The sequence below is a fragment of the Clostridium sp. JNZ J1-5 genome (assembly GCF_053901425.1).
The window spans coordinates 3191601-3212193 of sequence record NZ_CM132773.1; the positions used below are offsets into that span (position 1 = coordinate 3191601).

General features: G+C 30.4%; 16 protein-coding genes and 1 pseudogene. 12 read left to right on the forward strand and 5 right to left on the reverse strand.

Annotated elements, in window-relative coordinates:
• Positions 1–434 precede the first annotated feature (434 nt).
• The 4 genes from ACWW38_RS15255 to ACWW38_RS15270 form a co-directional block, all read right to left on the reverse strand.
• The gene (locus tag ACWW38_RS15255; RefSeq protein ID WP_456258381.1) at positions 435–1271 is read right to left on the reverse strand and encodes a YjjW family glycine radical enzyme activase; all 837 of its coding nucleotides are present in this window, start codon (positions 1269–1271) and stop codon (positions 435–437) included.
• Positions 1264–2757 (reverse strand): YjjI family glycine radical enzyme, encoded by a 1494-nt coding sequence (locus ACWW38_RS15260; RefSeq protein ID WP_456258382.1) that lies wholly within the window; start codon positions 2755–2757, stop codon positions 1264–1266. Before ACWW38_RS15260 ends, ACWW38_RS15255 begins: the two co-directional genes overlap by 8 nt.
• 240 nt (positions 2758–2997) lie before the next feature.
• Positions 2998–3786 carry a hypothetical protein gene (locus ACWW38_RS15265; protein WP_456258383.1) on the reverse strand — a complete coding sequence of 263 codons (789 nt, stop codon included), beginning with the start codon at positions 3784–3786 and terminating at the stop codon, positions 2998–3000.
• Between the two features lie 283 nt (positions 3787–4069).
• Positions 4070–4303: a hypothetical protein gene (locus tag ACWW38_RS15270; RefSeq protein WP_456258384.1), complete on the reverse strand. Its 234-nt coding sequence runs from the start codon at positions 4301–4303 to the stop codon at positions 4070–4072.
• A gap of 879 nt (positions 4304–5182) precedes the next feature.
• On the opposite strand from ACWW38_RS15270, the gene ACWW38_RS15275 reads away from it, so the two are divergent.
• Together ACWW38_RS15275 and ade are read left to right on the forward strand one after the other, a co-directional pair.
• Positions 5183–6553 (forward strand): NCS2 family permease, encoded by a 1371-nt coding sequence (locus ACWW38_RS15275; RefSeq protein WP_456258385.1) that lies wholly within the window; start codon positions 5183–5185, stop codon positions 6551–6553.
• Positions 6554–6595: 42 nt separating this feature from the next.
• The gene (ade, locus tag ACWW38_RS15280; RefSeq protein WP_456258386.1) at positions 6596–8293 is read left to right on the forward strand and encodes an adenine deaminase; all 1698 of its coding nucleotides are present in this window, start codon (positions 6596–6598) and stop codon (positions 8291–8293) included.
• A gap of 112 nt (positions 8294–8405) precedes the next feature.
• Here ade and ACWW38_RS15285 read toward each other — a convergent pair whose 3' ends face one another.
• On the reverse strand, positions 8406–9770 hold the full coding sequence (locus ACWW38_RS15285) for an 8-oxoguanine deaminase (protein WP_456258387.1): 1365 nt from the start codon (positions 9768–9770) through the stop codon (positions 8406–8408).
• 394 nt (positions 9771–10164) lie between these two features.
• On the opposite strand from ACWW38_RS15285, the gene ACWW38_RS15290 reads away from it, so the two are divergent.
• From ACWW38_RS15290 to ACWW38_RS15335, 10 genes and pseudogenes are all read left to right on the forward strand, one after another.
• Positions 10165–10494, forward strand: a complete 330-nt coding sequence (locus ACWW38_RS15290) for a MogA/MoaB family molybdenum cofactor biosynthesis protein (RefSeq protein WP_456260471.1) — start codon at positions 10165–10167, stop codon at positions 10492–10494.
• A 188-nt stretch (positions 10495–10682) separates the two neighbouring features.
• Positions 10683–10841: pseudogene (locus ACWW38_RS15295) on the forward strand (cyclic pyranopterin monophosphate synthase MoaC); the annotation flags it as partial.
• Positions 10842–10845: 4 nt separating this feature from the next.
• Entirely contained in the window at positions 10846–11301 is a 456-nt protein-coding gene (locus tag ACWW38_RS15300; protein WP_456258388.1) for an MOSC domain-containing protein, read from the forward strand.
• Between the two features lie 92 nt (positions 11302–11393).
• Complete coding sequence (locus tag ACWW38_RS15305) at positions 11394–12413, forward strand: molybdopterin-binding protein (protein WP_456258389.1); 1020 nt, start codon at positions 11394–11396, stop codon at positions 12411–12413.
• 58 nt (positions 12414–12471) lie between these two features.
• Positions 12472–14193 (forward strand): sigma-54-dependent Fis family transcriptional regulator, encoded by a 1722-nt coding sequence (locus ACWW38_RS15310; protein WP_456260472.1) that lies wholly within the window; start codon positions 12472–12474, stop codon positions 14191–14193.
• Positions 14194–14413: 220 nt separating this feature from the next.
• Positions 14414–15700: an amidohydrolase family protein gene (locus tag ACWW38_RS15315; RefSeq protein ID WP_456258390.1), complete on the forward strand. Its 1287-nt coding sequence runs from the start codon at positions 14414–14416 to the stop codon at positions 15698–15700.
• Between the two features lie 16 nt (positions 15701–15716).
• Positions 15717–16805, forward strand: coding sequence for a 4Fe-4S binding protein (locus ACWW38_RS15320; RefSeq protein ID WP_456258391.1), 1089 nt, complete (start codon positions 15717–15719; stop codon positions 16803–16805).
• A gap of 23 nt (positions 16806–16828) precedes the next feature.
• On the forward strand, positions 16829–17617 hold the full coding sequence (locus ACWW38_RS15325; RefSeq protein ID WP_456258392.1) for an FAD binding domain-containing protein: 789 nt from the start codon (positions 16829–16831) through the stop codon (positions 17615–17617).
• Entirely contained in the window at positions 17617–18072 is a 456-nt protein-coding gene (locus ACWW38_RS15330; RefSeq protein WP_456258393.1) for a (2Fe-2S)-binding protein, read from the forward strand. The genes ACWW38_RS15325 and ACWW38_RS15330 overlap by 1 nt, the downstream gene beginning before the upstream one ends.
• Complete coding sequence (locus tag ACWW38_RS15335) at positions 18069–20378, forward strand: xanthine dehydrogenase family protein molybdopterin-binding subunit (RefSeq protein WP_456258394.1); 2310 nt, start codon at positions 18069–18071, stop codon at positions 20376–20378. The genes ACWW38_RS15330 and ACWW38_RS15335 overlap by 4 nt, the downstream gene beginning before the upstream one ends.
• The last annotated feature ends 215 nt before the right edge of the window (positions 20379–20593 follow it).

The following is a 20593-nucleotide window of genomic DNA, read 5'->3' on the forward strand; positions in this document are numbered from 1 at the left end:
TTGCAGTTAGATGATATACCCTTGAATGAATTTATTAAAATTCTCCTGATTTTTTGTTCATCAAAAGAATACTGATTTATGGCAATAGTATAAGCTATTCCATGAGTTAATAGCCAAATACTTGAAAATAGTTCTTTCGCCATAAAAATCATTTAATCCAGTTGTTTTCATTATATAATATGTATATGTTTCAGTCAATATTTGGAAAAACATCTTTTTATCGAAATCTTTGATAATGTTAACAGAGATTTAAAAGTACACAAAGGTATCATTGAAAAAGTGCATAGACTAGATTATATAAATTTTAAAAAAAGCAACTATCCAGATTTTTTAGATAGCTGCTTTTATCTATGAGCTAAAAAATAGTGCAAACAGATTTAAATTTACATAAATCTATTTACTCTCTCTTTTGAGATAACCTATTTACTTTAAAATTAAACTAAAATTACGTCAGTACAGCCATTTTCAAGTGCTACTATTTTTAGTTCTTCCATAACTTCATCTGAAGGAGTATAACTATTTATTATTTCAGTTCTAACCCCCATAGGCCTATACTTAATAAATTTATATTTTATATTTGGATTTAATGAAGCAATAAGTTTGCTTGTCATATCTACATTGTACTTATTATTTAGAAGCTCAGGAACAATAACAGTTCTAACTTCATAAAGCTTATTAATTTTAGAGAGATATTTAATATTTTCTATAACTACATCATTGCCCATGCCTGTAAGAAATTTATGTTCTTCAGGATCATAGGATTTTAAATCTACCATAGCCATATCCATTACATCTACTAAAGCTTTATTTTCTGATAGAGGAGTAGAGCCATTAGTATCTATAAAGCAGGTTAATCCCATTTTTCTAACTTCACTAAATAATCTAATCAAAAATTCAGATTGGAGGGTACACTCTCCACCTGAAACAGTTATTCCTGAAATAAAGGCACTGGTTTTTTGAATTTTCGCTATAATCTGTTCTACTGTCATATATACTGCTTTTGGAGAACTAGATTTATTGCAAACTTTAAGACATATATCACATTTCTCACACAGATTCTTATTCCAAAATACCTTATTTTCATCAAGATTAAGAGCACCATAAGGACAATTAGAAACACATTTTCCGCAGTGAGAACATAGATTAATTGTCTCTGGATTATGACAATATAAGCAGTTAAAGTTACAACCTTGGAGAAAAATTGCTGTCCTATTACCAGGACCATCTACTGAACTAAATGGAAGAATTCTATTAATTAATCCTTTATTCATTAGTTCTAACCTTTCTTTCTAGTATTCTTGAATTTTTAACGGCTCCAAGTCCTAATGCTACGGTATCACGAAGTACTTGTTCTCCACGGTTTAGCTTTTCTATTTCAGATTTTTTAACTAAATATCCTGTTATTCTAATTACATCACAGTCAGTGCAATATAATGAAATATATCTCATATCTTGCTTAAATGCACCTTTAATAATATCAAGTAGAAAATCAGGGTTTTTCTTAGTGGTCTCGTCAAATGCAAATATATCACCTATACCAGAGGGAAAAAATTTATGGAATCTAGCTGATTGTATTAAATGTTCATGAAGTTCTGGTTCTTCTCCTATAGGAATTCTGCATCCGGGGCTTATTCCAATATCTGTTTCAATTCCTACTTGTGCATGAAGTAGAAAGTTTTCATTTGTTATCTTACAATATGGATTCTTATGCTTGTTAACTTCTTCATATAATTTTTTTATAATTTTATAGCCTAAATCATTAGCTTTTTCGCTATGTCCAAACCTACCTTTTTGATCATTTGAATCTATAAAGTGATTCACACATTCTGCAAGACCAAACATTCCAAACATTGCTGTGAAGCTATCTTTTGAAATTAGACCCTCTCTAACTAAGAAACTACTTTGAAAAAAGTTACTTTCTTCAACTATAAACTTAATTCTTTCATCCATATATTCAGTCATTCTAACAACAGCATCTGGAAGAAAATTGTTTATAAAATCTTCTTCACTTAGAGCTTTCTTTGCTAGAGTAGCTAAGTTCAATCTTACAAGGGTGTAACTTCCTCCGCCAATAGGAAGTCCATTGTAGCAGCTTGCTATACAATAGTTATTATTAAATTCTTTTGAGAACATGGAATCATTTGCAAAGCTTGGTTTTGCTGTAATTAGAGCTGTTTTAATAGCTTCAATTACAAAATTATCTGGTGTATCATTATTCAGCTTTAAACTTATATTAGGTATGGAGGTTTGTAGTTCTCTTTGAACTTTTAAGATTATTCTCCCTGCTTTTGTATCTTTAGGACCAATATTAGCATGGCAAAAAGAATCAGTTATTGTTCTATCAATATGAGTTATAAAAAGCTTAATTGCTAAATAGGCTTCATCTTCATTTTGTATAAATGGGTCAAGTAAAGTATCTATATTTCCAATGTATACAGGAAATGAAGTTATAGAGGGTACGTGTTTATATAGAATTAACAAGTTATTAGTAGCTTCCCAAATATTCTTAGGAGGTTCTAGTCCTAAAAATTCACTTCCATTTTTTATGAAACTTTCGTAGTCAGGAGCTATATATCTAGGTCTGTAGGGAGCAAGTCCCTCGTTAAGATCACAAATTATGCCTTCATTTCTGTACTCTTGAACTTCTTTACTTATATTTAAAACGTCAAGGCTATTTTCAGCTTCTCTTGCAAGGTTTAATACCTTTTGTTCATAAGTTAACACTTTATCCTTTATAATATTTAAAGTATTATTCATAGTATTTCACCTCAATTTAATATTTTAGGATTTAGATAGAATATAGGCTCTACCAGAACAAAGTTTTACTCAATTTAGAGTAATTAAAACCTTTACATATGGTTATGATTATAGTTTACATTATATGATTAACTTTATCAAATGGAATATAAGGGTATTGATTAGATTAAATATTTAAATTTTAAAGTAAAGAATAAATAAAAAAATCTAGACCCAAAAGCTTAGGTCTAGATTTTTTTATTATTGTTTTTTTCTCATTAAGAATTCAAATTTATCTTTCTTAGGAGTTGAAACAGATATATTTCTCTTATGAAGAGTATCCTTATATTCAGAAACTTGATTATCAACTATATTTCCATAATCAGTTTTACCTTCAGTTATCCATCCCATAAAAATATAAGTTTGTGAAGGGGACCCTGATTTGGATTTAGTTGTAAAACAAACATCACCTTTTTCTAATTTGTTATAATCTGTGATTTTCTCCCAGCCATCCTTTTCTAGCTGCTTAACTAAAGAATCTGTATTTATAACTGTATTTGGAATATTATATCCATTATCGCGGAGAATTTGTGCTACAAATATTGTAGAAAGACCCTTATCACTTCCGTTATTCAATTTTATTGCTTTATTTAATGATGAAGTTCTATTAGCTTTATCATTTAGATAAGTATAAATTTTATCATTAAGTTTACCAGTATTGTCTTGAACAGAAGTATTTTTATTGTCTTGTCCACTTTGATCTGTCCCAGATTTATCAGAATTACCCTGAGATGGTTTATTAGTGTCCGAAACTACTTCAGGAGCTTTAATTTTTCCGTTTCCTTTTGCTAGATTAATAGTAAAAGAAAACATTTGTATTATTGTAACAAGAATAATAACTAAAATAGGTATTCCTACGGCTGTAAAAACTATATTACTAGTTCTAGCATTTTTATCTGCCATTTCGTGCATTTCTTTTATGTACTTTTTCGTATCTTCGCTACTTTCAAGAGAACTGTAGTTATTATCAAATTTACTTTTTTTACTCATTAGTTATCCTACTCCTATTTGTATTTTAATATTTAAGTTTACCGTCTAATCGACATTTTGCATAAGATATAATGTATTATTTAGTAATTAATTATCATAACTTTAATTTTAACAGATAATCTACCCGGAGTAAATAACATGAGTTTTAATAAAATGAAAACTAATTATTAACTTATGCATAATCTTTTACAAAATAGAAAAGGTCTTAATACATATAAACAATGTATTAAGACCAAAATTTCTTTATAGTAATAAAGTTTACAATTTATAAGTCTAACTAAAATTAATAAAATAATGTCATTATAAATACTCCTAGGCTAATTATTCCTCCTGATAAAGCGAATAATTTGAATTTAGAAATTTTATATTTATTATTTTCTAATAAATATAAGTAATAATAAAGATTTATACCTTCAGATTTGCAATAATCTTTTAGTTGATATTCCAATCCTCTATTAAGATTATGGTAATTAAAATTAGGGTTCAAATATTGAAAACTTACTCCGGGCTTTAACAAATGTATTACCTCCTGATATTTTATTTTGCTTTCCGTTTGTTAAATTTGTTGTTGGATTTGCTAATTTGATCATAGTCATCTACTCCTTTTTTATAATTTTTGACTTTTTTTTAGCTAATTATAACTTTTAAAAATAATATTAGCTTTTTTATAAAGTCAATTTTAAAATATAAAAAGCCGTGAATATCACGGCTTTAAAACATAATAATAAATTTTGAAAAATATATATTATTAGAAACTAAAAGCCATGAGTACTATAACTCATGGCGGAAATTACTTGTTATTAAATATCTACATATGTGGTTATATAGTATTTAAAATGAGTATTTTACAGCAGAGTTATTTTCACACATTCTGTATTGAATTTTAAGTGTATTTATATTGATACATGTATTAAACATAACTCTACCTCCTTTAAGTTTTAATCATTTTTATTTAATTTACTATCACAGTATAAAATATTTATATGTAAAAGTCAACATATAAATGAAAAAAATGTTAATAGGGTAATGAAAAATTTATAAATAAATATTTGATAAATTATTAGGGAACTATAAATCATCTATCAAAATGGTAAAATTTACAGTTTTGATAAATTCAATTGAACTTAAATATTATACACTGTTCCAAGTCATTATTCTAAAGAATTTATCAATATGATAGTTGGCTTTGCGATATATACGTAAATTTAGTGATATTTACATTTTCATCTTTAATTTTGTTATGTTTAAACTTGGCATTAATATTGCTCTTATATAGTCTAAAGCTATTAGATCTAAGACATAATGTTTTTCTAAATTAATTACATTTTGCATACTCATTTATTAGAGTATTTTGGATTTAAATATATTATCCAAGATGCAAGAAAGGAGGGGTATTATGAGTATGAACAGTGGTATTAATAACGACAGTTTTTTAGAGAGGACTTTTAAGTTGACGGAAAATAGGACAACAGTAAAAACTGAATTGATTGCAGGATTAACTACATTCTTAACTATGGCATACATTATCGCAGTTAATCCGGAATTTTTATCAACTACGGGTATGCCTAAGGAAGCTCTTTTAACGGCTACATGTCTTGCAGCAGGTCTTACTACAATTCTTATGGGAATTTATGCGAATCTACCTTTTGCCCTAGCTTCAGGTATGGGGCTTAATGCATTCTTTGCCTTTTCAGTGTGTGGTAATATGAAAGTGCCATGGCAGATTGCATTAACTGCAGTATTTGCTGAAGGAATTATATTTATAATTCTATCTGTAACTAAAGTAAGAGAGATGGTTGTTAATTCAATTCCTTTAACATTGAAAATAGCTGTAAGCGCTGGTATAGGTCTGTTTATTGCATTAATAGGATTTCAAAATGCAAAGATAGTAGTTAATGATGATGCCACTTTACTTACATTAGGAACATTTAAAGATCCTAGAGCAGTTATTGCTGTAATTGGAGTAGTAATCATAGGATCTCTAGTCTACAAAAAAGTTAAAGGTGCAATCCTTTGGGGCATTTTAGCATGTACAATTATATCATGGATTTATGCTGTTATAATTGGACCAGCTAAAGCTGCTGAACTATATGGAATTTATTTACCAAAGGGTATATTTGCTTTCCATGGAATAGGGCCTATAGCTGGTAAACTAGACTTTTCAGTATTTACTCATACAGAGGGACTTGTAAGTTTCATATCTATTTTATTGACATTCTTATTTGTAGATTTTTTTGATACAGTAGGAACACTAGTTGGAGTTGCGTCTAAAGCTAATATGATAGATAAAGATGGAAATGTATTAAGAGCAGATAAAGCACTATTAGTAGATGCTATTGGAACTACTATGGGAGCTTTAATGGGAGTTTCTACAGTTACAACTTATGTTGAAAGTTCAGCAGGAGTAGCAGAGGGAGGAAGAACAGGACTTACTGCTATTGCTACAGGTATTTTATTTTTACTTTCACTATTCCTTGCACCTATATTTATGGCAATACCAGGTTGTGCAACAGCTCCAGCACTTATTATAGTTGGATTATTTATGATGCAGAATATAACTCAAATAGACTTCACAAATTATACAGAAGCAATACCAGCTTTCTTAACAATAATTTTAATGCCTTTGACTTATAGTATAGCTACCGGATTGATGTTTGGAGTTATTGCATATGTAGTATTTAACTTACTTGGAGGAAAGTCTAAAAATATTTCACCAACAATTTATGTTTTAGCCGTAATTTTCATATTGAGACTTATTACATTATAAAGTATTATTTATGTAAAAGACTGCCATGCGAAGGAGAATTTTATGAATAAGTTAAAAGATAATCTTAATATTGCACTAGGAAACAAAAGGGCGCAGCTTGTTTTGAAAAATGCATCAATTGTGAACGTATTTCTAGGTAGCATTGAAACTGGAGATATAGCTATAAATGGAGATACTATTGTTGGAATTGGAAATTATAACGGAGAAAAAGAAATAGATTGTACAAACTACTATGTTGCTCCTGGATTTATAGATGCACATGTTCATATAGAGTCATCAAAAGTTACACCAGAAATATTTTCACATTTACTAATAAAAAAAGGGGTAACCACTTGTATTGCAGATCCTCATGAAATAGCTAATGTTTTAGGGACAGATGGTATTAAATTTATGATAAATGATTCAAAAAAAAGTGCAATTGATATATTTTTTATGATGCCTTCTTGTGTTCCAGCTGTTGAATTCGAGGATAATGGTGCATTATTAAGCGCTGATGAATTAGCTTATTTTATTAACCATAAAAATGTATTAGGACTTGGGGAAGTAATGGATGTACCTTCAGTTGTAAATGGAAATCACAGTATGCTTAAAAAAATAGAATTATTTGAAGATAAATATTTAGATGGGCACTGTCCAGGGATAAATAATCAGTGGTTAAATGCTTATATTACCTGTGGAATATATACTGATCATGAATGTTCAACTCCGAAGGAAGCATTAAACAAGATTGGTAAAGGAATGTACGTTATGCTTAGACATGGATCAGCAGCTAAAAACCTAAGAAACTTACTTCCGGCTGTTGATAATAGTAATTTTCATAGGTTTCTATTTTGTACTGATGATAAAAATATTGTGGATTTAATAGAAGAGGGTTCTATAGATGAATGTCTTAGAATTTCAGTACAGGAAGGACTGGATCCAATAAAGGCAATTACTATAGCTACATTAAATGCAGCTCAATGTTATGGATTGAAAAAATTAGGAGCAGTTGCACCTGGATATAAGGCCAACTTAGCTATTATAGAAGATTTGAAAAATTTCAAAGTAAAAGAAGTAATTAGAGATGGAGAAATCTATGTTGATAAAGACGAATTAGACTATGATATATCCTTTAAAAATTCCATGAATATTGGATATATAAATAATGAAGTTTTCAAAATTAGAGCTAAATCGGAAAATATAAACGTGATTAAAGTTTTACAAAATACTATTGAAACTAAAAAAGTTTTAAGAAAAGTAGAGATAAAAGATGGATACTTAGAAAAAGTTAAGCATCCTAATATACTGAAAATAGGAATTTTTGAAAGACATAAAAATACAGGTAAGCACTTTATAGGATTTATAGAGGGGCTAGGAATTAGGGACTGTTCCATAGCTCAAACAATTGCACATGATTCTCATAATATTATAGTAGTTGGCAGTGACGATAAAGATATGGAGATAGCTGTTAATACTGTTATAAATATTGGTGGAGGAATAGCTGTAGTTTCAAAAGGAGAAGTCTTAGAACAGTTAAGCTTGCCAATTGGTGGACTTATGACATTTAGAAATTCTGATTTTGTAATGGATAAATTAAAAAGAATGAAAAATATTTGTATACAGTATGGAGCTGACAAAGATATGAATATATTTCTAACATTAGGCTTTATGGCTCTTCCTGTTATACCAGAATTAAAAATAACAGCTAGAGGATTATTTGATTTTAATAATTTTAAGTTTATAGATTTATTTAATAGTTAAATTGCATGAAAAATGGATGTTGATTTTCAACATCCATTTTTGCTGTTAAATATAAAAATGCATCATTGTAAAGTATATTGTATAAAATTTCAATAGGGTAAATAATTAGTTTTTATGCCATACCCCTTTGTAATTTAACTAATTTACTAGCTACGTTATGTGCTTCAATTGCTGTTTTTAGAGTATCTATTGTAAGGAGCTTTCCGTCTTTAACTACAACTTTGCCGTTAACTATAGTCATTTTTACTAGACTAGTATTTCCACAGGTCACTAGCCCAACCAAAGGATCGTGACATCCAGAGTAAGCAATATCATCTAAATCAAAAATAGCAATATCAGCTGCCATTCCTTCTTTTAAAATTCCTATATCATCTCTTCCTAAAACCTCGGCACCTCCTCTTGTGGATAATTTTAATATTTCATAAGCGTTTAAGCCATCATATCCGTATTTTAAGTGATTTAATAAGTAAGCACGTCTAACTTCTTCCCACATATTTGAACCATCATTAGAAGCACTTCCGTCTACTGCAATACTTACTTTAACTCCAGCTTTTAGAAGATCATTAGTAGGACATATTCCGCTGGAAAGCTTCATATTAGAAGATGGACAATGAGCTACACCTGAACCTTTTAATATTCCCATTTCAGCTTCGTTAAGGTGAATTACATGGGCAAACCAAACATCATGTCCAGTCCAACCTAAGTCGGCCATAAGTTCTACTGGTCTTCTTCCATACATCTTTAAGCAGAATTGTTCTTCATCTTTAGTTTCAGCTAGATGTGTATGAAGCATAACTCCATTTTTCCTAGCTAAATCTCTTGCACCAGTCATAAGAGACTTACTTACTGAAAAAGGGGAACAAGGAGCTAGCGCTATTCTATGCATGGAAAATTTACTACTATCATGGTACTTATGAATTAATCTTTCAGAATCTTCTAATATGGTATCTTCATTTTGAACTACTGAATCAGGTGGTAATCCACCATTGTTTTTACCAAGGGACATAGATCCGCGAGTAGCATGAAAACGTATACCTATTTCAGAAGAGGCTTTTATTTGTTCGTCAATGAGTGTTGAAGGACTATTCTCGGGAAATACATAGTGATGATCCATTGTTGTTGTACAACCTGTTCTTAATAGTTCACTAAAACCAACTAATGATCCATAATAAACAGCCTCTGGACCTATATGTTTCCAAAATTCATAGAGACCTTTCAACCATGGGAATAAGGGCATTTCCTGAACTTCTTTTATACCTCTGAAAAGAGTTTGATAAAGGTGATGATGAGTATTCACAAAGCCAGGCAAAGCAATTAAACCAGAACAATCTATAACTTCAGTATTTTCATGTGGAGTTATATTCTTATCTATGGATATAATTTCATTTTTGTGGATTAATATATCTGCCTTGCATAAAATTTCGTCTTTATCGTTAAAAGTAACTACTTGTGATAGATTTTTTAATAGCAAGTCCATGAGTATTCCTCCTTTATTCGATTATGGAATTATATTTAATTTATGTAATTTAATTACATTATAATCCTATTTTATATTATGCATATTAATAATTCAAATTTTAAAAGTTATATTTATTAAATAGTATTTTTACATTTTTTTAATTTTGTACAACATCATATAGGAATATTTACCAAAAACGTAATTGCAAAATATAAAACATTTAAAAATTCATTTTCAAAATGATAAATATAATATTTAAATAATTGTAAAAAAATTACAATAATAATATAATAATACTAACTATAATTTTATTTCTTTAATATTAGGTTTAAATTAAATTTTATTTATCATATTTATCAAATTGAATATAAAAGGTGAATACTAGTGAGGTGATATAATGTTATGAACTTCCATTTTAACCATTAATGATAGAGGTTTTATTGGAGAAAGAGAAGATGTTACAGGAAAAGTTATAAATGAAATGTTAAAAGAAAATGGATATGATGTATCGTATTATAAAATAATTCCAGATGATATTGATAAAATAGCTGATGAATTAAAAGTTGATTTGATACTAAAGGCTATATTATCAAGAGAAATATCAGAAATAAGGAATTCTACTTTAATTATTAATCTTCCAGGAAGCCCTAAAGGAGCGGCAAAAAACCTTCATGTAGTAATGCCAGTTTTAAAACATGGAATTGATATATTAAAGGGAAATGCAAAAGAATGTGCAAGATAGAATATTTCATAAGAGGAGAGAAGTATTTATGTTGGACAGCCATGAAAGAAAAATAGACTATCTAAGAATTTCGTTGACAGATAAATGTAATTTAAGGTGCATATATTGTATGCCTAGTAGTAATAAGAGCGTTTATAAATGTAAGGATACTAGAAATTTTTCCAGAGCTTATTCCTATAAAATCTGAAAAGACTGGCGTAGAAATGGAAGCGCTCACATCAGCATCAATAGCAGCTTTGACTATATATGATATGTGTAAGGCAATAGACAAAAAAATGGTGATTACAGATGTGAGGCTTCTAAAAAAAAGCGGAGGTAAATCCGGAGATTTTATAAGAGAGGAATGATTTTATGGCCAGGGTTATATCAATAAATATAAGTGATAAAAAAGGAACATTTAAAAATCCAATAGAAATGGGATTTTTAGAAGAAGGTTATGGTTTAAGTGGAGATGCGCATGGCGGAAATTGGCATAGACAAGTAAGTCTTTTAGCAAAAGAAAGTATAGAAAAAATGAAAAAATTAGGAGTAGAGGGACTGGAATCTGGAAAATTTGGAGAAAACCTAACGACAGAAGGCTTAGTCTTATATGAATTACCAATTGGAACAAAACTTATAATTGGAGAAGCTGAGCTTCAGATAACTCAGATAGGGAAGGAATGTCATGAGGGCTGCAAAATACAAAAATCGGTTGGTAAATGTATAATGCCAAAAGAAGGAGTATTTGCAAAGGTGATTAAATCTGGACATGTAAAATCAGGGGACGAAATAATAATATTTAATTTTAAAACAGCATTAGCCTATTAATGGAAAGTTATAAATAAATATAAAATCAATATTTATTTATAGCAAAATCTTATAAATATATAAGACTATTTGAGAATTAAGGAGGAAACCATATGAAGAAAATTTCTGTGGAAGATGCTATAGGAACAGTACTAGGACATGATCTAACTGGGATTATACCAGGAAAATTGAAAGGACCTATTTTTAAAAAAGGCCATATTATTAGAGAGGAAGACATTGAAGTGTTAAAGTCAATAGGCAAAAATCGTATCAATGTCATTGAGTTACCAGAAAATTTCTTGCATGAAAATGATGCAGGCTTAAGAATTGCCAAGGCAGTATCTGGTGAAGGGGTTTATATTACAGAGCCTTCAGAAGGAAAAGTGAACTTTATGGCAAAAGAAAGAGGAATATTAAAAATAAATCTAGAGGCATTAGAAGCTATAAATAGTATAGGAAAATTAACTTTAGTTACTAGACATAATAATATTTTAGTTGAAAAGAATGAAGTATTAGGGGCTACAAGGGCAATACCTTTAATTATAGAGAGTGAGAAAATAGAAGAAGTAGAAAGAATATGTAATAGACTGGGAAAAGTTATAGACATAAGCATTATGAAGTCCTTAAAGGTCGGAATTATTATTACAGGAACTGAAGTATATGAAGGAAGGATTAAGGACAAGTTTGCTCCAGTATTAAAAGAGAAGTTAAAGAACTATGAAGCAAAGCTTTTAAGTGTTAAGTACGCTCCAGATGATAGAAAAAAAATAGAAAATGAAATAATTGAACTTATAAATGAAGGGGCAGAAATAGTACTAGCTACTGGGGGAATGTCTGTAGATGCTGATGATGTAACGCCTTTAGCCATAGAAAATGTTTCAGATAGAGTTATATCCTATGGAGTACCTGCTATGCCAGGAAATATGCTTATGTTAGCTTATAGAGGTAATGTGGCTATTTTAGGAATTCCAGGTGCAGGTATGTATTATAAAATAACTTCCTTAGATTTATTATTACCAAGAATATTATCAGGGGAAATAATTGAAAGGAAGCATATAGTGTCACTTGGTCACGGAGGATACTGTCTTTTCTGTGAAAATTGTGTGTATCCTAATTGTTCTTTTGGAAAGTAATTTATTTTAAGGAGGTAAGGTTTTGGCATCTATCTTAAAGAATATTCAAGGATCTGTAATGAGATACGCCAATATAATATCAAAGGTTTTAAAGGTAGAGGTTGAAATAGCAGACAGTAATCTAGTTAGAATTGCAGGAACTGGGATATTTAAAAATAAAACCAATAGAAATATGTCTAGAGAAGGATATGTATACAAAACTGCCTTGATAACAGGAAAGCCTCAAATAATTTATAACCCAGGTAAGGATGAACTTTGTTTACCTTGTCCTAAGAGAGACACCTGTGAAGAAAAATTTGAAATGTGTACACCTATAAAATTAGGAAATGAAAGCATTGGAGTAATAGGGTTAGTTTGCATTGATAATGAACAAAAGAATCACCTAATGTCAGACTTTGAAACCTATATGAGTTTTTTAAAGCAAATTTCTGAATTTATAAGTATTACAGCTTATGAGAGGATTGAGAAAGCAAGAGAAGAGAAATTATTAAAATCCCTAAACTTAGTAATAGATAAGATGGACCAAGGAATAATTATATTAAATGAAGGAAATAAAGTCACTCACATAAATGAAAAAGCAATAAAACTATTAAAATTTGTTGATAGAAGTTTTGAGAATATAGTAAACATTGAACACACTGGAGATAGTGTGCTTGGTATGCATGAGTATAGACTTACAATAGGAAACCAAAATTTTTATTTTATTGGTAATCTATATCCTATGGAACTAAATGAAAGTCAATTTGATAAAATATTTATATTTAAAGATCCTAAAAATTTAAAAGAGTTAGTTTCAAAATACAGTAATGTAAATAGAAAGATATTAGCTGAAGATATACTGGGAAATTGTGATGTTATGAACAATCTTAAAAAGAATATAAAGAGAATAGCATTATCTAATTCTACAGTTCTAATTTTAGGTGAAAGTGGTACTGGAAAAGAGATGTTTGCAAGAGCTATACATAACGAAGGAAATAGAAAAGATGAGCCTTTTATAGCTATTAATTGTGCAGCTATACCAGACGCACTTTTAGAAAGTGAATTATTTGGATATACAAAGGGAGCTTTTACAGGTGCAGATTCATCAGGAAAATTAGGAAAATTCGAACTTGCTAATAAAGGAACAATTTTTTTAGATGAGATAGGTGATATGCCTCTTCATCTGCAAACAAAAATTTTAAGAGTTATCCAAGATAGAAGAATAATAAAGATTGGTTCTAATAAGCCCATTGATATAGATGTAAGAGTAATTGCAGCTACTAACAAGGATTTAATAAAACTTATAGAACAAAATAAGTTTAGAGAAGATTTATACTATAGACTTAATGTCATACCTTTTAATATCCCACCTTTAAGAGAAAGAATTCAAGATATAGAAATTTTGGTCCATTATTTTATTGATAAGTATACAAAGCTCCTCAATAAAGAATTTTCATCAATAAATATAGATAAAGATCTCTGGAAAGTTTTTTATGAATATTCTTGGCCTGGAAATGTGAGGGAATTAGAAAATGCAGTAGAATTCATGATAAACATGTTAGGGCCAGAGGGAATAATGAATAAAGGGTTAGCACCTCCTAGTATTCTAAATAATGAAAGAAGAGTAAGAAATAAGTTAAAGGATATTCTCACATTAAAGGAATTGGAAAAGAATGAAATAAAGAAAGCATTAGATATGTACGGTAATACGACACAAAGTAAGAAAATTATTTCAAGTAAACTAGGTATAGGAATAGCAACATTATATAGAAAAATAGAAGAATATGATTTATCAAAATGATAAATATATTGTCAAACGACTATATGTATAATGATGGATAATTTACAAAAAAGTGTTCTTATTAATTTGATAAAATTTATCAAGTTGATAGTAAAATTGAACTCTAGAAATTGCGAAGAACCTTAATTTTAAAGCTTACAACAATTGGCATAATTAATGCTAATTTAATAGTTAAGTAGAATTAATTTTAAATTAAATTTTAAGTTGAGGGTGATAATAGTTGAAAGCACTAATAAATGCCTCATTGTTTGATTTTTGCAGCTTTAGGGTAAATCAGTATGTATTATTTAAGGATGAAATTGTGGAAGTTGGAAATATGGAAAACTTCCCAGGAGCAGATGAAGTTTATGACTGTAGTGAAACTATAGTAATGCCAGGACTAATAAATTGTCATACCCATATTTATTCAACTTTTTCTAGAGGTATGAGTGTACCTTTCAATCCTATGAGTTTTCAGGATATATTAGATCAACTTTGGTGGAAATTAGACAGTATGTTAAATAGAAATGCAGTTTATTATAGTGGGCTAGTTTATGGATGTGAATGTATTAGAAACGGAGTTACATCTATAATAGACCATCATGCCAGTGGTCTAAAGATAAAAGGTACATTAAAAGAACTAAAATTGAGTATTTGTGATGATTTAAAAATGAGAGGAATATTCTGTTTTGAAACTAGTGATAGGTTTAGTGTGGAAGAATGTATAAAGGAAAATATAGCATTTGCAAAGACAAAAAGTGATAGACATGCTGGATTATTTGGTATGCATGCTTCTATGAGCTTAAGTGATGAAACCCTAAAAAAGATATCGGAGATTAGAGGAGATATTCCAATACACATTCATGTGGCTGAAAGTGAAGAAGATGAAAGAAAATGCAGACATATGTATGGGAAAAGTATAGTTGAAAGATTAGAAAGCTTTAATCTATTAGATAAAAAATCTATTTTATCACACTGTGTCCATATAGATGAGAAGGAAGCGGAGATTATAGCTAAAAGAGGCTGTATAGTTGCAGTAAATCCTACATCAAATATGAATAATTCAGTAGGCCTTCCAGATTATGAACTTCTAAGAAAACATAATATATCTTGCATTATTGGAAATGATGGACTAGGAGCTAATATTACTAGAGAATATCTTAATTTAACATTTGGAATGAAGTATAAACTAAAAAGTCCTACAAAGTTTGATTTAAACGATTTAATTAAAGCTATATTAAATGGATATGATTATGTAAGCAGCCTTTTAGGTATAAAACTTGGAAAATTTGAAGAGGGATATAAATCAGACTTTATAACTATTCCATATATTCCGCCGACTCCAATGGATAGCAACAATATAATGGGACATATCTTTTTTGGAGTTTTTGATTACTTTCATCCAAGAGATACCTGGTGTTCTGGAGAGTGTTTGATGAGGGACTATAAAGTTAATTTTGATATAGAGAGTATATACTCTAGAGCTTCTAAAGAAGCTGAGATAGTTTGGAATAGAATTAAAAAATAAGTTTAGGGGTGGTTAGATGAATTTAAGTACTACTATTGCAGGTATAAAATTAGAAAACCCATTAATGCCTGCTTCAGGACCATTGGTTGGGGACTATGAAAAGATGATGATTCTTGAAGGATTTGGTTTAGGATGTATGGTTACAAAAACTATTTCAACAGCAGGGGCAAGAGTACCAAGGCCATGTATATATGGTGAAAAAGATATGATAATGAATGCAGAACTTTGGTCAGAATATCCACCAGAGTACTGGCTAGATGAAGTACTCCCAAAACTAAAAAATAATCTTAATATTCCACTTATAATCAGCGTAGGTTACATAAAAGAGGATATGCAGGTCTTAATACCAAAGTTAGATAAATATGCGGATGCTTTCGAAATTTCAACACACTATGTAGGAAAAGATTTAAGTATTATTGGAGAAACAGTTAAGGCTATAAGAGATAATACAAATAAGCCTATATTCATGAAAGTAAGTCCTCACATTCCAGATCCTGTGGCTTTTGCAAAAGTAGTAAGGGAAAATGGGGCAAGTGGTATTGTAGCAATCAACTCTCTAGGTCCAACCATGAAAATAGATATTGAAAATAGAAAGGTGTTAGTTGGAAATGAAAGTGGAGAAGTTTGGGCTTCAGGTCCTGTAATTAAACCAATAGCACTAGCCATTGTAAATAAAATAAAAACAGCTATGCCAGATTTTACTGTTATAGGGGTAGGTGGTATAGCTTCAGCGGAGGATGTAATAGAATTCCTATTAGCTGGTGCTGATGCAGTACAAATGCTTTCAGCAGCTATGTTAAAAGGAAAAGATTTATATGAAAAGATAGTAAAAGATTTACCAGCAGCTCTTAATAAATTCAATTTTTCAAGCGTAGAAGAAGTAGTCAATACCAGCTTATCAAAAGGAAAAATAAAATTTACTCCAGATAATCCTATAGTAGATGATAATAAATGCATAAAATGTGGCCTCTGTGAAAAGATTTGTCCATATTTTGCTATAAAAGTTGAAGATAAAGTAAATGTAGACAAATACAAATGTTTTGGATGCTCTTTATGTGAATCAAAATGTCCTAAGAAAGCAATAAGTGGAGTTCTAAAGAAATAATTTAAATGAAAGGAGTGAGGTAGTTGATAATAAAAGAATACGCTAGACCGTCAACTTTAAATGAAGCCTATGAGATTTTGACATCTAAGGAAGGAGCTAATTTAATTGGTGGAGGAGCATATATAAGGCTATGGGATAGAGAGATAAATACAGCTATTGATCTTTCAAATTTAAATCTAACCTATATAAAGAACAAAGATCAGATAATTGAAATAGGAGCTATGACTAGTCTAAGGCAAATAGAGGTAAGTCCTACAATTAAAAATAACTTTAACGGAATTTTAGTAGAAGCAGTTAAACCAATTTTAGGAGTACAAATGAGAAATATATTTACTATAGGAGGAAGTATATGTGGTAAATATGGTTTTTCAGATGTAATAACAGCACTTCTTTCACTTGATACTTATTTAGAATTTTATCATAGAGGAAAAGTATCTCTAGAAGACTTTCTAAAAGAAGATAACAGCGAAAAAGATATACTTACAAAGGTTCTTATTAATAAAGATGGAAGAAAGGTTTCATTTAAAAGCTTAAGAAATACAAGCACTGACTTTGCGGTACTTAATGTAGCAGTGTCAAGATTAGATAAAGAATTGAAGATTGCTGTGGGGGCAAGACCTGGAATAGCTAAATTAGCTCTAGAAGCTATGAAATTTGCAAAAGAAGTAGAATTAAATGAAGAAAATATTCAGGAGATTGGAAAAAAGGTAGCAGAAGAATTGAAATTTACAACAAACTTAAGAGGTTCAGCAGAATATAGAGAAGAGGTTTGTAAAGCTTTAGTTAAACGTGCAGTTATGGAGGTGATATAGTGGAACTAAAGTTGAAAGTCAATAATGTAGAAAGAATCTTTAAAGTAGAACCAGGTGAAATGCTAGGAGATGTTTTAAGAAGAAATGGATTTACAAGTGTAAGAAAAGCTTGTGGGACAGGTTCCTGTGGGGTTTGTACTGTCCTAATAGATGATAATCCTATAGCCTCCTGTGCATATTTAGCATTAAAGGCAGAAGGACATAATATAACAACTATAGAGGGAGTTAGTAAAGAGGCAGAAATAATAGGAAAATTTCTGAATGATGAAGGAGCCGCACAGTGTGGATACTGCAGCCCAGGCTTTATATTAACTGTAATTGCTATGAGAAAAGCTTTAAATAATCCTACTGAAGATGAAATAAAACACTATTTAGTTGGAAACTTATGCAGATGCACAGGATACCTAGGACATTTAAGAGCAGTTAAAAAATACTTACAGGAGGTGGCAGAATGAGAGAAGTAAATAAGTCTATTCCAAAGATTGAAGGAATAGGTTTAGCTAAAGGTAAGCCAGCATATACAGATGATATGGCACCTCAAAATTCATTGATAGTTAAAGTGCTAAGAAGTCCTTATGCCTTTGCAAAAATAAAAAGTATAGACACGGAAGATGCTGAAAAGCTTCCAGGTGTTGAATGTATTTTAACCTATAAAAATGTTCCAAGAAATATTATAACAAGAGCAGGGCAAGGCTATCCAGAACCATCTCCTCATGATAAGTATATTCTAGATGAATATGTAAGATATGTGGGAGATGAAGTGGCTGCAGTAGCTGCAGAAAGTGAAGAAGTTGCTAAAAAAGCATTAAAGTTAATTAAGATTGAATATGACATTCTGGAGCCGGTATTAGATTTTGAAAAAGCTGAAGGACATTCTTCTATAATACATCCAGAACCAGAAGCTCATGAAATGTTTCCAATTGGATTTGATCCAAAGAAAAATATAGCAGCAGAATATCACATGAATGTAGGAGATGTAGAAAAAATATTAAGTGAATGTGAGTATGTAGTAAGAGATACATACTACACACAAGCTCAAGCCCATGTAGCGTTAGAAACTCATACATCTTTAGCTTATGTTGATCTTCAAGGAAGGCTTACTATTATATCCTCTACTCAGACTCCATTCCATGTTAGAAGAATAGTAGGGGAAGCATTAGATTTGCCTATAGATAGAATCAGAGTCATAAAACCGAGGATTGGTGGAGGATATGGCGGAAAACAAGGGTTACACGGAGAATTTTTAGTGTCACTGGTAGCTCTTAAAACTGGAAAACCAGCAAAACTTATTTATACAAGAGAAGAGGTTTTTGAAGCTAGTTATTCAAGGCACGCTATGAGGTTTAATGTGGCCATTGGAGCGGATAAAGAAGGTAATATAAAGGCTATTGATATGAATCTTCTATCAAATACGGGAGCCTATGGAGAACATGCTCTAACAGTTTTCATGGTTTCAGCTTCAAAAACTCTACCATTATACAATAAAGTAGATGCAGTAAGGTTCGGAGGAAAAGTAGTTTATACAAATCTTATACCAGCAGGGGCATTTAGAGGATATGGAGCAATTCAAGGTAACTTTGCGTTAGAATCAGCAGTAGACCAATTGGCTGAGGAGATTGGAATTGATCCTGTTCAATTTAGAAAAATGAATTCTATAAAAGAAGGTGAAAGCTCTCCTGTTTTCAAGATAATGGGAGAGGGTACAGAAGGAGTAGATATGGTAGTTGAAAGTTGTAAACTAGACTACTGTATAGACAGAGGAGCTGAACTAGTTAATTGGAAGGAAAAGTTCCAAAATAAAGAGGTAAATGGAAGCAAGGTTCGTGCAGTTGGAACAGCAATAGCTATGCAGGGGTCAGGTATACCTTATATTGATATGGGATCAGCTATTTTAAAATTGAATGATCAAGGATTTTTTAACCTTTTAATTGGTGCTACAGATATTGGAACAGGAAGCGATACTATACTTGCTCAAATTGCAGCAGAAGTATTAGGAGTTTCAACAAGTAAAGTTGTGGTATATTCTTCTGATACTGACTTAACTCCTTTTGATTGTGGAGCCTATGCATCAAGTACAACTTATGTGTCTGGAAATGCCGTAATAAAAACAGCAAAAAAGATGAAGGAAATGATAGAAGAAGAAGGTGCAAGAAGATTAGATGTATCTAAAGATAAAGTTATTTTTGATGGAGAAAATATTAAAACTTTAAATGGAGATAATAGTATATCATTAAAAGATTTATCTACAGAGCTTTATTATAGTAACTCTCAGAAACAATTAGTTGCCTGTGAATCCTATTTTGGAGAAATATCTCCTCCACCATTCATGGCTGCATTTGCAGAAGTTGAAGTAGATTTGGAAACTGGTAAAGTAGACTTATTAGATTACACAGCAATTGTGGACTGCGGTACGACCATTAATCCTAACCTTGCTCTTATACAAGTTGAGGGAGGATTACTTCAAGGTGTAGGTATGGCAATGTTTGAGCAAGTAAAATACAATGACAAAGGCAAATTGCTAACTAATAATCTTATGAATTATAAAATTCCTACAAGAGAAGATATTAATAAATTTACTGTGGAGTTTACTGAAAGCTATGAACCTACAGGACCATATGGAGCTAAATCCGTAGGAGAAATAGGCATAGACACTCCTCCAGCTGCTATTGCTAATGCAGTTTACAATGCTACAGGAGTGAGAATAAAAGAATTGCCTATAACTCCTGAAAAGGTGCTTATGGGTTTAAAAAATAAAGGCTAAGTTTTAAGAGATTGTTGATTTCGTATAATATCGAAAATAATTCTAAATTTAGTATAACAATTGTAATTTTTCATAAGCAGAGAACCCAAATCTATGATTTGGTGTGAATCGCTTACTCCTTGGAAGAATGACAAGGAGTTTCTTATTATAATGAACTCAACAATCTTTAAAATAGCTTTAACGTACTAATGGAAAGTTTTAAATGAATGTAAAAA